This is a genomic window from Bradyrhizobium sp. 482_C4_N1_8, from assembly GCF_052075965.1.
Lineage (GTDB): Bacteria > Pseudomonadota > Alphaproteobacteria > Rhizobiales > Xanthobacteraceae > Bradyrhizobium > Bradyrhizobium barranii.
In genome coordinates this window covers 3,588,872-3,601,080 of record NZ_CP197231.1, presented here as the reverse complement: position 1 = coordinate 3,601,080, position 12,209 = coordinate 3,588,872, and the positions used below count along the sequence as shown (strand labels likewise).

Annotated in this window: 15 protein-coding genes; 5 read left to right on the top strand and 10 right to left on the bottom strand. The window is 64.6% G+C overall.

What is annotated here, in order from left to right; translation table 11 throughout:
- Positions 1-13 precede the first annotated feature (13 nt).
- From AB7Z56_RS16880 to AB7Z56_RS16870, 3 genes are read right to left on the bottom strand one after another with little or no spacing between them, the layout of a single operon-like run.
- Positions 14-598, bottom strand: a complete 585-nt coding sequence (locus AB7Z56_RS16880) for a hypothetical protein (RefSeq protein WP_283016907.1) — start codon at positions 596-598, stop codon at positions 14-16.
- 34 nt (positions 599-632) lie between these two features.
- Positions 633-887 (bottom strand): helix-turn-helix domain-containing protein, encoded by a 255-nt coding sequence (locus AB7Z56_RS16875; protein ID WP_049807677.1) that lies wholly within the window; start codon positions 885-887, stop codon positions 633-635.
- 2 nt (positions 888-889) lie between these two features.
- The gene (locus tag AB7Z56_RS16870) at positions 890-1,453 is read right to left on the bottom strand and encodes a DUF2975 domain-containing protein (protein WP_166342389.1); all 564 of its coding nucleotides are present in this window, start codon (positions 1,451-1,453) and stop codon (positions 890-892) included.
- 172 nt (positions 1,454-1,625) lie between these two features.
- On the opposite strand from AB7Z56_RS16870, the gene AB7Z56_RS16865 reads away from it, so the two are divergent.
- Positions 1,626-2,171, top strand: coding sequence for a response regulator (locus tag AB7Z56_RS16865; protein ID WP_008549760.1), 546 nt, complete (start codon positions 1,626-1,628; stop codon positions 2,169-2,171).
- Between the two features lie 27 nt (positions 2,172-2,198).
- The gene (locus tag AB7Z56_RS16860) at positions 2,199-2,777 is read left to right on the top strand and encodes an Hpt domain-containing protein (RefSeq protein ID WP_166092296.1); all 579 of its coding nucleotides are present in this window, start codon (positions 2,199-2,201) and stop codon (positions 2,775-2,777) included.
- Positions 2,778-2,953: 176 nt separating this feature from the next.
- On the opposite strand, the gene AB7Z56_RS16855 is transcribed toward AB7Z56_RS16860, so the two are convergent.
- The 4 genes from AB7Z56_RS16855 to folE all read right to left on the bottom strand — a co-directional run bounded on the left by AB7Z56_RS16855 (position 2,954) and on the right by folE (position 6,631).
- Complete coding sequence (locus tag AB7Z56_RS16855) at positions 2,954-4,129, bottom strand: DUF2336 domain-containing protein (protein ID WP_208087502.1); 1,176 nt, start codon at positions 4,127-4,129, stop codon at positions 2,954-2,956.
- A 180-nt stretch (positions 4,130-4,309) separates the two neighbouring features.
- On the bottom strand, positions 4,310-5,329 hold the full coding sequence (locus tag AB7Z56_RS16850; RefSeq protein WP_441256370.1) for a lytic transglycosylase domain-containing protein: 1,020 nt from the start codon (positions 5,327-5,329) through the stop codon (positions 4,310-4,312).
- Positions 5,330-5,469: 140 nt separating this feature from the next.
- Positions 5,470-5,892, bottom strand: coding sequence for a phosphoribosyl-AMP cyclohydrolase (gene hisI / locus AB7Z56_RS16845; protein WP_354238550.1), 423 nt, complete (start codon positions 5,890-5,892; stop codon positions 5,470-5,472).
- A gap of 46 nt (positions 5,893-5,938) precedes the next feature.
- Positions 5,939-6,631, bottom strand: a complete 693-nt coding sequence (folE, locus tag AB7Z56_RS16840) for a GTP cyclohydrolase I FolE (protein WP_063982517.1) — start codon at positions 6,629-6,631, stop codon at positions 5,939-5,941.
- Between the two features lie 242 nt (positions 6,632-6,873).
- Between folE and AB7Z56_RS16835 the strand changes: the two genes are divergently transcribed.
- Positions 6,874-7,329: an iron-sulfur cluster assembly scaffold protein gene (locus AB7Z56_RS16835; protein WP_014494348.1), complete on the top strand. Its 456-nt coding sequence runs from the start codon at positions 6,874-6,876 to the stop codon at positions 7,327-7,329.
- A gap of 51 nt (positions 7,330-7,380) precedes the next feature.
- Here the strand turns inward: AB7Z56_RS16835 and AB7Z56_RS16830 are convergent, their stop codons facing one another.
- A complete protein-coding gene (locus tag AB7Z56_RS16830; RefSeq protein WP_063982516.1) occupies positions 7,381-8,277 on the bottom strand; it encodes a hypothetical protein in 897 nt (298 codons plus the stop codon).
- A gap of 248 nt (positions 8,278-8,525) precedes the next feature.
- On the opposite strand from AB7Z56_RS16830, the gene yidD reads away from it, so the two are divergent.
- Both yidD and AB7Z56_RS16820 read left to right on the top strand, forming a co-directional pair.
- Positions 8,526-8,864, top strand: coding sequence for a membrane protein insertion efficiency factor YidD (gene yidD / locus AB7Z56_RS16825; RefSeq protein WP_063982515.1), 339 nt, complete (start codon positions 8,526-8,528; stop codon positions 8,862-8,864).
- Between the two features lie 101 nt (positions 8,865-8,965).
- Complete coding sequence (locus AB7Z56_RS16820) at positions 8,966-9,172, top strand: hypothetical protein (RefSeq protein ID WP_063986275.1); 207 nt, start codon at positions 8,966-8,968, stop codon at positions 9,170-9,172.
- Between the two features lie 128 nt (positions 9,173-9,300).
- Here AB7Z56_RS16820 and AB7Z56_RS16815 read toward each other — a convergent pair whose 3' ends face one another.
- Positions 9,301-10,503, bottom strand: a complete 1,203-nt coding sequence (locus AB7Z56_RS16815) for a hypothetical protein (RefSeq protein WP_063982514.1) — start codon at positions 10,501-10,503, stop codon at positions 9,301-9,303.
- Positions 10,504-10,517: 14 nt separating this feature from the next.
- On the bottom strand, positions 10,518-11,885 hold the full coding sequence (locus tag AB7Z56_RS16810) for an APC family permease (RefSeq protein WP_441256369.1): 1,368 nt from the start codon (positions 11,883-11,885) through the stop codon (positions 10,518-10,520).
- Positions 11,886-12,209 lie beyond the last annotated feature (324 nt).

The following is a 12,209-nucleotide window of genomic DNA, read 5'->3' as shown; positions in this document are numbered from 1 at the left end:
GCGCCAATGCGGATCACTGGCCGCAAGGCTGAATCGATTCCAGGCCGCCCGCCATTGCGGGATCCGCGAGCAGATCGAAATCCCTGACGACGGGAACGAAGCTCTTCGTCTCCGACGTCATCAGATAGATCGTGACAGCCAGCGATCCCTGCGGCGCCGCGTTCGCGCGACAGAATTCCCTGGCTCCGACGCCGAGCCCCATCGACCCGCGTTTGCCTTGCTTCCCCTGCTCGACCATCGATGCACGCAGCGCTTCGAAGCGCGCAGCATCGCCCGGCGACAAGCGATAGGCGTAGGTTGAGGAGCCCCGCGGCGGCGCAGGCAGGCTGACGCGATCTCGCGGGTCGCTCATCTCCATCATGGCGAAGCTCGTCCTGGTCTCGGCCTCGCCGGCCACTTTGGTGACGACGTCGAGCTTGACGCCGCCCGAACGTGGCCGCAGCGCGTCAGGCAACTGCACGGCGACGCGCAGCATCGACAGATCCGTCGTCCTGGCATCGATGCGGGCAAGCGGCGGGATCGATGTCAGCGGCACCGAGCTGCAACCGGCAAGCATGAGCGCAGCCGCGCTCGCAAGAACACGCGCCAGGCGGTTCATCGCAGGCATCTCCAATCTGGACTTGAAGGATTGGCTAGGCCGATTTCCGGCCGGCCCCGCGCGGCTCCAACGCGTCGTCCGCGCTGTCAGGGACATATTCCAGGATATCACCGGGCTGGCAGTCGAGCACGGCGCAGATCCGCTCGAGCGTGTCGAAGCGGATGCCGCGCACCTTGCCCGACTTCAGCAGGGAGACGTTCGCCTCCGTGAGCTCGATGCGCGCGGCAAGCTCGCGCGACCTGATCTTGCGCCTGGCGAGCATGACGTCGAGGTTGACGATGATCGGCATGGTCAGATGATCTCGCTGTTCTCGTGCCACATGCGAACGGCATCGGCCATCACGGTCGCGAAGGCGACGAGCGCGAGGCCACTCAGCACCGACAGCACATGCGACTGCTCGATCCCGAACATGACCACGAGCTGGCCCGGCTGGTTGGCCCGCGTCAGGTTGAGCGTGGTGAGCATCTGCACCAGCGGCGACATCAGCGCGTTGACGATCAGCGCGAGGCCCATCCGGCGGATGCGCCAGGCGTTCTCGGTCACGAAGACCTCGCCGCGCGCGAAACGGGAGAACAGCATCGAGAGCTGCAACAGAGCGTAGAGGACAGGCGCAAGTCCGATCAGGCTGATCAGGGCGCCGGCGAGGCGCGTACTGAGGTTGAGTGTGAAGGGCCGTGCCCCCAGCGGGGATTGGGTCGCGATCCAGTGCCGGAGCATCTCGTCGCTCGACCAGAGCAGCGGCACCGCAAGCACGGCGCCGGCGACGCACAGGAGCGCGCCGACGGCCACGATCCGTCCGATGCGCCGCAACCGCGGCTCGACCGGCGCAGGAAAAGGAAACGCGACGACGCTCATCGGACCAGCTCCCATTTAATTGTATATTTTTATCGTTTTACAATAAAAAATGGCAGAATTACGATATTAAACCCTTCCCTCGTCACGTACTCCGCGAAATGCCGACAGCAACCCTTCCTTAACCCCCGCCGCGATATGGTTAACGAAAGTTGACCGCTCCGGCCCAGGCGTCATGTTCCGCATCGATTTCAACAAGCTGCGCTTCCTCGTCTGCGACGACAATCCGCACATGCGCCGCATCCTGCGGACGCTGCTGCACTCCTTCGGCGCGCGCGAGGTTTACGAGGCCGAGGACGGCGCCACCGCGCTGGAAATGTACAGCCATTACGTGCCCGACATCGTCATCACCGACTGGGCGATGCCGATCTTCGACGGGCTCGAGCTCGCGCAGATGATCCGGCAGCCGGAATCCAAGGGCAATCCTTACGCGCCGATCATCATGCTGACCGGTCATTCCGAGAAACGCCGCGTCACGGTCGCGCGCGATGCCGGCGTCACCGAATTCCTGGCCAAGCCGATCTCCGCCAAGGGCCTTTACCAGCGTATCCTCAACGTCGTCGCCAATCCCCGGCCCTTCATCAAGACCAAGACCTATTTCGGTCCGGACCGGCGCCGCAACACCAACTCCGCCTATATGGGCCCCGAGCGCCGCGTCGGCGAAAAGCACGAGGTGCTCCAGCAACCCTCGCTGCTCGACAAGGCTCGTTCCTCCATCTAGCGCAACGTTTCGATCGGGGCAGACATCATGGCGAAGAACGGCGCAAAGGACATCGAGGTCACGGCCTTCGCCACGCACCAAGTGATCACGCAGCCCAATCCGCTGCGCAAGGTTCTGCGCCGGGTCGAAGAAAAGGACCTGGACGATCCGGTCGCCCGCGCCGAGCAGGCGCTCGCGGGCCTCTCCAGTGAGTTCAAGGACTGGATGACGACCGAGGTCAATCGTCTGTCGGCCGCTTACGTCGCTGTTCGCCATGAGGGCTTCACCAAGGAGCGGCGCGACGAGCTGTTCCGCGCCGCGCATGACATCAAGGGCGACGCTGCGACGTTCGGCTATCCGGCGGCGGCGGGAGTTGCGGAGAGCCTGTGCCGCGTCATCGAGCACGCGCCCGATCTCGACAAGGTGCCGGCCGAGCTGTTCACGCACCACATCAACGCCATCCTCGCCATCGTGCATGAAAACACCAAGCTCGACAGCATCAGCGTCTCGGCCGAGCTCAGCCGCCGCCTGCGCAAGGTCGCCGACGACTATCTCGCCCACGCCAACCGCGACCGCCCCGAGCATCTCGAGGTGATTTTGGCACCGAGCATCGTGCCGGCGGAGTAGCGGCTCCCGCTCTCTCCTCTCGTTATTGCGAGCGCAAGTGTCGTAGGGTGGGCAAAGCGACTCGTCCGCCGTAGCTCGAAGAGCGAAGGCGGAAGCGTGCCCACCTACTAATATAAGCCGTGCGGATCAATGGTGGGCACGGCGCTACGCGCCTTTGCCCACCCTACGGCGTCTCGCTACGCCGCGATCAGGTCGTCATAGATCGGATCGAGCGCGTCATCCGCGACGAGCTCGTCGCAGAACAACCTTGCCTCTTCGCGCGCGGATTCCGTGGCGAAGCGGCGGAGCAGGACCATCAGCGGTTCGGTCGCGCCGCGGTCGGTCTCGCAATGGGTGAGCACGCGCTCGACCATGCGCCGGCGCAGCCGCGCCGCGCCATCATCGGTATCGACAAAACCTTGCTCGTGGCAGGCATCGAGTGCGACCTGGAACGCCGCGAAGGTCGCCTCGGGAAGTCCGGCGCGGCGGAGCAGCGCGTGCAGGCTGTTGCCGCCACGGTCGTGCAGCAGCGCACAGACGCGTGCCAGCGGCAGGTCGGCGAGTTCGGCGAGTGCCGCGTCGAACAGATCGAGATTGCTCGACAGCAGCGCGCGCAGGATGAGGCCGGCGGTGAGCTGGCCCGTGATGCGCAGGTGGCGCACGAGGCCCTGCATGTCCTCGCCGCGCGAGCGCGCTGCGATGTTCATGGTCGAGCGGTCGCGCGCCTCGACCGTGATGCGCTCGGCACGATCGGCGCTCAGCCAGTTCCGCGCCACCACGAATTGTGCAAGGGTCTCGGAGAGCTTGGCCACCAGAGCGGCGCGCGTCGCGGCCGGCAGATCCTCAAGCACCAGCATCGCCTCGCGGATCGCGGCGAGATGGCCGTGGCGCTCGACGATGCGATTCCAGGAGAACGGCGCGAGCTCGGCGTGGGGATTTTCGATCAGCTCGAGGGCTGCCGCCGCGCAGCCGACTTCGGCGATGGCGGCGCAGACCGACACCGGCAACGCGATGCGGCGGGCGACCGCGCATTGCACCTCGTCATTGCCGGTTGCGACGATGTCGACGAGATCGGCGTCGATCAGCAGCGGCGAATGTTCGAGCACGGGCAGCGCGACGGTCGGCTGGTCCGCCGACAGCGCCCGCACGATCGACGCCGGCGCATCCGTGCTGCGCGCAAAGGCCTCGGCCATCGCCTGCCGCACCAGCGGCGAGGGATCGTCGAGCAGCATCAGGAGCGCGCCTTCGGCCGCGATACGGTCGTCATGGGAAAGGTCTGAGATCAGCCAGGCCCGGGCCAATGCCCGCGTCGCCTCGGCCCGCTCGCCGGCGGGCGCCGTCCTGATCCAATTGATGAACTGCCGAACAATCATGCTGCTTCCGGCTTACACAACAAACGAAAACGGTGACGGCTTGTCACCTGCAACACAAAATAAACCACGACGCTTAACAAAGCGTTCACCATAACTGGCTGGTTTTATTGACGTTTTGTTAAGGGAACAAAGGCGCCTGCCACGCGTCCGGGACACGAGAGCGGGTTATTCGCGCGACGATCAGCTCGAGAACGTACCGCTGCGATCGCTGAAGAGATCGAGCGGTTGCGGCGGGCGCACGTCAGGCGTCGCCGATGCGATCGAAGCAAGCGAGGCGTTGTTGCCCCACAATTTCTGCACCGTGGTCGAAACCGGCTGCGTGGTATCGCCGGGCTGATAGATCGAGCGGAATGCGGGTGTGATCGGCGTGTTGTCCGCAGCCGTTGACGACGACGTCGCACTCACCGGCGTCACGCCGCGCGCCTCCGGAAAGGTCTGCAGATAGGCGGCGTTGTCGATGACAGGCGCGGTGGGCTGCACGCCGTTGGCACTTGCGACCTGCGTCGTGGATGGCGATTCGCCATACATCGCCATTGCGCTGCGGGTCGCTTTCGAATTCGCCGCGTTGGCGTAGCGCGAGTCGAGCACCGAATAGACCTCGGAGACGCTGCGGGCGCGGCCGTCCCTGGCGTAGAAGATCGAGCGGTTTGCGGAGGCCGCGTTAGGAAACAGCCGCGCACCGACCGCTTGCGGATTGTCCTCGGCATTGGCGATCAGCTTTGCGGCGCCGCCGAGACCCATGAAATGCGCCATGTAGAGTTCGCTGTCAGACGGCCTGCGGCCGAGCAGTCCGGTGAGCTTGAAACTGTTCGACTGCGTCAGCGCTGCGGCCATGGTGGAGGCGGCTTCCGGATCGTCGCGCAGCTTCATGATCGACCGCTTCATGGCGGGATCATCGACCGCGTAGCCGCCCGACGACGTCCTGGTGATGGCGTCGGAATAATTGCCATAGCCGAGCTGGGTGCCCGCCTCCTTCACCGTACCCAGCCAGGTCTGGTCGATGAACTGGTAGAGCCCGTGGGCGGACGACGTGGTGGCTCCCGCCGTCGGATCGAAATCCGATTCCATCTTGGCGGTCGTCAGCATGTACTGAAAGCTGACGCCCGTCCGGTTGGAGACCTGCTTGATCGCGCCGGCGACGCGTGCCCGCGACGGATCGAGACCCGTCGTCTGAGAGGCACTGGAATTGTCGACCGACATGATGGAGTGCCCGCCCCGTGCGGCGTTGAGCGACGCCGGCAATTCGGCGCCTGTCGTCTCACCGTGGGACAGGTATGGTTAATGCGGGGTTAATCTGGCCGTTCGCCGTCATTCCGGCCCGAACCCGGCGTGACGACGGGCTATTTCTTGTAGACGGCGTCCGGATCGAACAACCTGTCCGCATCAATGAAGACCAGCTTGGCGCCGCCGCCCTCGGCCTCGACCTTGCGGTAGAAGCAGGACCGGCGGCCGGTGTGGCAGGCCGCGCCGATCTGCTCGACACGGATCCAGACCGCGTCCTGGTCGCAATCGGTGCGGATCTCGACCACGCGCTGGGTCTGACCCGACGTCTCACCTTTTCGCCACAAGGCATTGCGCGATCGGCTGAAGTACCAGGCCTCGCCGGTCGCAATCGTCTTGCGCAGCGCCTCGTCGTTCATGTGCGCGACCATGAGCACATCACCGGTGGCAACGTCGGTCGCCACGCAGGTCACGAGGCCGGCAGCGTCGAACCTGGGCAGGAAGGCGAGGCCTTCCTCGATCTCATGGGAGTGAGCGGACACGGGCGTCCTCGCTTGGAGCATGACGCGGACATAGACCTTCGCGAGGTCAGCGCGTCGTGCCTCGCACCAGGGACAGGAAACGTGCTTGCTCCGCCGGATTGTCGCGGAACATGCCAGTGAAGCGGCTGGTGAAGGTCGAGGCACCATGCTTGGCAACGCCTCGCACCGACATGCAGGTATGCTCGGCCTCGATCAGCACGGCAACGCCGCGGGGCTTGAGGATCTCGTCGATGGCCGCCGCGATCTGCGCCGTCATGTGCTCCTGGGTCTGGAGCCTGCGGGCGAAGATGTCGGTCAGACGCGCAAGCTTCGACAGGCCGACGACGCGTTCCACCGGCGTATAGGCGATGTGCGCCTTGCCGTAGAACGGCATCATGTGATGCTCGCACTGCGAGGTGAACTCGATGTCGCGCACCAGCACGAAGTCGTCATAGCCGGCCGTCTCGCCGAAGGTGCGGTCGAGCACCTCGGCCGGGCACTGGTGGTAGCCCTGATAGAGCTCGTCGAAGGCCTCGACCACACGGCGCGGCGTGTCGAGCAAGCCTTCGCGCGCGGTGTTCTCGCCGATATAGGCGAGCAGCGTCTTCACCGCCGCTTCCGCCTCTGCGCGCGCGGGGCGCGGCTGGTCGGCGCGGACGGCGGCCGCGAGGAATTCGGCAGGGTCAAGCTCAGCCGGGCGGCTCTCGGGCTGGCGGTCGGAGGGCTTGCCCGGGCGGATGGATTTGATCGTAGCGTCCATGTCTACTCCGTTCGACGGCCTCGCGGCCGGAGTGTCACCGGCAGACGGGGCGGCAAGCCGCCGGACGCCTGAAGAGAACAGTTTTGACGAAAAAGGTCCTTTGGGTCATCACGCTGGCAGCGCAGATCTGGACCGCTGCCGCCGCACCGCTGGACTGTTTTTCCGCCAGTTCCGCCCCTATATAGGACCGTGGGCGGCGCCCGCCAAGGCCGATCCGGTGCGGAAGTGTTGGACTCCATCACATGCTGAACGACATCTATAACAAGCGGATCATCGAACTGGCCGGGAATATTCCACGCCTCGGACGGCTGCCGGACCCCGACGCCACCGCCACCGCCCACTCCAAATTGTGCGGCTCGACCGTGAAGATCGACCTCAAGATGGAGGGCGACAAGGTCACCGACTTCGCCCATGACGTGAAGGCCTGTGCCCTCGGACAAGCCTCTTCATCCATCATGGCAAGTCGCGTCGTCGGCTCGACCGCGAGCGAACTCCGCGAGTTACGCGAAACCGTTCGCAAGATGCTCAAGGAGAACGGCGCGCCTCCTGAAGGCAAATGGGAAGAGATCAAATTCCTCGAGCCGGTCCGCGACTACAAGGCGCGACACGCCTCGACCCTCCTGACCTTCGATGCCGTGGTCGATGCCATCGGCCAGATCGAGGCGAAAGCCAAGCAGCCGGCCGCGGCGCAGGGCTGATTTGGCCGAGGTCATTCCGGCGCACGCGCCGGCATGACGATCAGGGAAATCCTACTTCTGCGAGCCCGCGCTTTGCGCCGCACCGGTCGGCACCACGGCTTCCGCCGTCTTGGTCGACTTGACAGGCTGCGGTTCCGCTTCCGCGCCGAACCTCGCCTGGGTCTTCGGTGCAAGTTCCGCCACCGCGGGCGCAGCGACGTCCACATGTGGCAGCACGTCGGCCACCAGGTTGGTGGTGACGAGATTGGTGAGCTTCAGCTCGCCAGCATCCAGCTCGTGCAGATCTTCCCACGGCGGCACGCTCAGCGCGAGCGAGAGCAAGTCGCCGGCGCCGCCCATATCGAACGTGTATTTGGCGAGCCGGCCGATGTCGCGCTCCACGATCATCAGGTCCTGCGCGCTGTAGCTCGCCGCCTTGGCATCGTCGGCACGATCGCCCATCCAGATCTGGTGGACCCGGACGTGAGCTGCTTCCGGCACGTAGCGCTTCTTGCCGGCCAGCAGCAGGAACACGCACATGGATTCGCAATAGGCTTCGGGCGCAACCGCCGGACGGGCCGACTGCCCGCTGCGGTTCTGAACGCTGATGCCGACGGTGGTCGAAAGTCCAAGATTGCGGAAGCGCCGGCCGAGCGTGATCGCGTCGTTGACGGAACCGCCGCTGGAGTCGAGCACCACGGTCGCGCCGCCAAGTTGGCGTCCGCGCGAAAACTCCTCGAAATCCCTCGGCGTATCGGCGGTGATGATGCCGACCGCGCTGACCCAGCCGCGGCAGTTCGGGTCGCAGGCGACCCAGTTGAACTTCATCGGCAGCTTGCGCTCTTCGAGGGCGGCACCGGCATGAGCCGTTGTGCCGGTCGTGGCCACAGCTCCGAAGAGTGCGGCGCCAAGTGCGGCTGCCCCAAGCAACAACCAACCGCGACGATCGAGGGAGTTCAGAAGTCTCAATCTGGTTCCTTCCCCAAGCCCCAAAGGTTCCCCAACAGTCCTCGGTAGCGCCCTCTGAGTCCATCATACGGGCGTATGTTTCTACACACGGTCGTCATAAAAATGGTATCCGGGGGAATACAGATCGTCCACAGGTACTTGCTGCACTGCTCCCAAAAAGCACGGGAAATATGGCGCAGAAACAACAACTTGCGGTTCCCTGCGCCGGAACCGCGCAATACGTCGCTCACGATCGCAGCACAGCGCCCATGAAGCATTCAACCTGCGAGCACTGTTCCACTCCCATCGAGGGCGCGCTCCGGCTCCCGCGCCGATTCGGCCGCGCATTGATCTGGCTCTACCGCCACACGCTCTCGCCGCTGGTCGGCTACAATTGCCGGCACCTGCCGACCTGCTCCGTCTATGGCGACGAGGCGATCGAGCGGTTCGGCCTGTGGGCCGGCGGCTGGATGACGCTCGCGCGACTGCTTCGCTGCAATCCTTTCGGCACATCGGGAATCGACAACGTGCCCCTCAGCGCACCGCAAGGCGCGCGCTGGTATCTGCCCTGGCGCTATGGCAGGTGGCGCGGCGTCAACGCATCCTGAATATCACCAGGAACGCCGCGGCGCTTCGCGCATCGCTGCCTTGAATGGAACCGGAACTTCCCCCTCGCGTTGTTGTGATGCTCCTACGGGAGGAAACAAGAATGCGCTGGAAAATCAGCCCTCTTCACTTCAGGCTTGGTCCACATCCTGGTTCCAGAGGGCATCACGACCCCAGAACCCTCGACATGATTGCCATCATTGCGCTGCTGGCGCTCGTGGTCGGCTCCGGCTGGTATCTGGCAACGAGCCTTGCCACGGCGCCGAGCACCACGGCCTTCATCGTGCCGAGCCAGAGCGTGCACTGGTAGGCTGGACGTTAGAGATCGAGCACCAACCGATCCGCATCGGGTTTGGCGACATATCATCAGATGGCGTTCGCGTTCGTACGGCTGGTTGTCATCGCCCGGAGCGCGTGACACCCGCCTCAACAGGCAACCTAACGAAACCAGAAAAAGCGCCCGGGCGGTGGCGGGATCGACTCGGGCGGACGCAGCCGCTTCGGACGCGGCGGCTTTGGCGACGGCTCGGCGGACGAGGTGGTCTCCGCAGCCGGCGCGGTCTCGCTTCCCGGCACCCTCACCGACAGCAGCAAGTTCGATTCATGCGTCCGCCAGCGATAGCCGACGCCGAAATCGATCGGCTGGGCGCGCGTGAACAGTTCGGCGTAGCGCTCCTGGTAGCGGCCGGGGAATTCGTCGATCGGTCCGAGATAGCGGCCGAACGGGAAGAACCGCCACTGTTGCGCATTGTAGTTCGCAAGCGGAATGCCGGAATCGTCCTGGATGATGGTCGCGCTGTTGGCCAGCAGCCAGTTGCGAGCGACGGAGAAGTCGCCCTTGTGCAGGAGATAGGACGCGCTCTTGAGCAGGCTGTTGCCGGGCCCGAGCGTCTCGCAGAATTTCAGAAATCCCGTGTTGCGCGCGCTGGCATTGGAGAGATCGGTCGAGAAATAGTACAGCGTGCGCGCCTCGCCGTCGCTTCCGGCAAAGGTGATGCGGACACCGCGCGTCGCGTTCCGTCCCGGATTGTCGCCTCCCGTATGCACCCCGCCTTTGTCGTCGAGCGCGATCATCTCGACATTGCGGATGGTCTTGCCGGAGCGCGCGAGGAAGACATAGAGGATCGGCAACGTGCCGTTGACCTGGTTGGCGTGCAGGTCGACCTTCATGTGCTTGGTGATGAAGAAGGAGAAGCTCAGGATCGAGCCGAGCGAACGCTCGACATTGTAGAGCGCGGCACCGACCGAGCCGCGCGGCAGCCGCGTCAGGTCAGGCACCGCGCCGACCGGCTCCAGCGCGCCGAGCACATAGGTGCTGGCCTTGGAGTAGAACGCATCGGCGTAGAGGAAGTCGGGGCCGCTGAACAAGTAGAACATGGTCGGCCGGGGCGCGGCCAGATTGACGTCGGCCCAATTGCGGATCTTCGAGAGCTGCCGCTGCTCGAGCTGGGCGAAGGCGCCGTCGAAGAATTTTGCGTGGCGCTGCCAGCCCGGGTCTTTGGTGAGGGGCACCAGCGGCGAGTCCGGCGAAGGCTGCATGCCCGCGAGAAAGCGCGCGGTATCATCGAAGGTGACGTCGGCGGCACGTGCAGACGAGACGGCCGCGGCCAGCAGGGCAAGAGCGACGGCCGCAATTCTCATGGGTCGAAACATGTCTATTCGCGGTGTGATGACGTACCAGCGGCGACCGGCCGCCTGCGGAAAACAGCATAGATCAACAGGCCCGAGAGCATGAGCAGCATCCCCGCCAGCGACTGCACCGGCCGCTCGGTCAACAGGCAGTACATCATGAACGCGGTCACGAGCAGGAAAACGAGCGGCGTGAACGGGTATCCCCATGCGCGATAGGGCCGCGGCAGGTCGGGATCGGTGATGCGCAGCTTGACGACGCCGGCGACCGTGAAGAACGAACAGAACAACAGCGCGAACTGGATGAAGTCGAGCACCGCCTCGAAGCTGCGCGTGAACAACAGCAGATTGGCGACGGCAAGCTGAAACAGGATGGCATAGGCCGGCGCGCCGCTCACCGATCGCTTCGAGAACACGCGCAGGGCCGGAATGTCCTCGCCCATCGTCATCATCACGCGCGGGCCGATCCACATCATCGCGCTGATCGAGGAGATCAGGCCGACGCAGATCATCGCACCGACGATCCGGCCGCCGAGGCTGCCGAAGATCGCGCTGCCCGCGACGCTGGCAACGTCGAGCTGGCCGGCCAGCGCACTGACCGGCGTCGAGTAGAGAAACACCGCATTCAGCGCGACGTACAGGACGAGCACGATCAGCGTGCCCGCGAGCAGCGCGCGCGGCAGATCGCGCTGCGGCATGTTCATCTCGCCGATGATGTAGGTCGCGGCATTCCAGCCCGAGAACGAGTACATCACGAAGACGAGCCCGATCGCGAAGGGCGCGCTGACGATATGCGCGAGATCACCCGGCTGCGGCGTGAAGACAATCGGCTGCGGCGTGCCGATGACGAAGCCGGCGAGCAGGAAGGCGACGATCAGCACGACCTTGAGGATGGTCGAGATCAACTGGAAGGTCGAGGAGTGCCTGACACCGGTCAATTGCACGATCGAGACCAGCCACACCACGCCGATGGCAAGCGGGATCGGCGGCAGATCGGGGACGACCGATTTCGCGTATTCGCCGAACGCCATCGCCGCAAGCGCGACAGGCGCTGCGAAGCCAACTGTCGCCGAGACCCAGCCGGCGAGAAAGCCGAAGGCGGGATGGTAGGCGCGGCCGAGGAAATTGTACTCGCCGCTCGAGCGCGGAAACATGGCGCCGAGCTCGCTGTAGGAGAACACCCCGCACAGCGCGACGATGCCGCCGACGGTCCAGAGCAACAGGATCGAGAAGCCGGACGGGATGTCCTTGACCTGGAAGCCGAGGCTGGTGAAGACGCCGACCCCGATCATGTCGGCAACGACGATGGCGGTTGCGACCAGAACGGAGACCCCCGGCCCGCTTCCCGTCAGCCGGCCGGTCCAGGGCGCGGGTCCCGCATCTGATGCCGTCATCGGGGTCCTCAACCTCAGGCGTCACGTGTCGTGGAGAGCATCGTGCAGTCTGGTCCAGTCAATTCAAGCAGGGTTAACAAGGGTTAAATGAGGCGCATGGAATCGGTATTGCGGCACCTTTTGTGCACGATCCTGGGCAACAAAGGCCCGCAAACACCTGAGAATCCCGTTTCGCACCCCCACAATCAGGACACGATTGCATGGTCCCCTTGAGCCATTCCGGATTTGGGGAAGTTTCTCCGGACACTTAACGTCGCCTAAACGCCAGTCGGCTCAATTAGCTTGAATATTGCCGCTGGGCTCGTGGACATGACTTGGGGTCAT

Excerpts from the sequence above, each read along its gene's own strand:
- AB7Z56_RS16820 (WP_063986275.1), top strand. The coding sequence starts at position 8,966 with ATGCGCTGGAAAATCAGCCCTCTTCACTTCAGGCTTGGTCCACATCCT.
- AB7Z56_RS16860 (WP_166092296.1), top strand. The coding sequence starts at position 2,199 with ATGGCGAAGAACGGCGCAAAGGACATCGAGGTCACGGCCTTCGCCACG.
- AB7Z56_RS16835 (WP_014494348.1), top strand. The coding sequence starts at position 6,874 with ATGCTGAACGACATCTATAACAAGCGGATCATCGAACTGGCCGGGAAT.
- folE (WP_063982517.1), bottom strand. The coding sequence starts at position 6,631 with ATGGACGCTACGATCAAATCCATCCGCCCGGGCAAGCCCTCCGACCGC.
- AB7Z56_RS16810 (WP_441256369.1), bottom strand. The coding sequence starts at position 11,885 with ATGACGGCATCAGATGCGGGACCCGCGCCCTGGACCGGCCGGCTGACG.
- AB7Z56_RS16865 (WP_008549760.1), top strand. The coding sequence starts at position 1,626 with ATGTTCCGCATCGATTTCAACAAGCTGCGCTTCCTCGTCTGCGACGAC.
- AB7Z56_RS16815 (WP_063982514.1), bottom strand. The coding sequence starts at position 10,503 with ATGAGAATTGCGGCCGTCGCTCTTGCCCTGCTGGCCGCGGCCGTCTCG.
- AB7Z56_RS16880 (WP_283016907.1), bottom strand. The coding sequence starts at position 598 with ATGAACCGCCTGGCGCGTGTTCTTGCGAGCGCGGCTGCGCTCATGCTT.
- AB7Z56_RS16850 (WP_441256370.1), bottom strand. The coding sequence starts at position 5,329 with ATGTCGGTCGACAATTCCAGTGCCTCTCAGACGACGGGTCTCGATCCG.
- yidD (WP_063982515.1), top strand. The coding sequence starts at position 8,526 with ATGAAGCATTCAACCTGCGAGCACTGTTCCACTCCCATCGAGGGCGCG.
- AB7Z56_RS16855 (WP_208087502.1), bottom strand. The coding sequence starts at position 4,129 with ATGATTGTTCGGCAGTTCATCAATTGGATCAGGACGGCGCCCGCCGGC.
- AB7Z56_RS16875 (WP_049807677.1), bottom strand. The coding sequence starts at position 887 with ATGCCGATCATCGTCAACCTCGACGTCATGCTCGCCAGGCGCAAGATC.
- AB7Z56_RS16870 (WP_166342389.1), bottom strand. The coding sequence starts at position 1,453 with ATGAGCGTCGTCGCGTTTCCTTTTCCTGCGCCGGTCGAGCCGCGGTTG.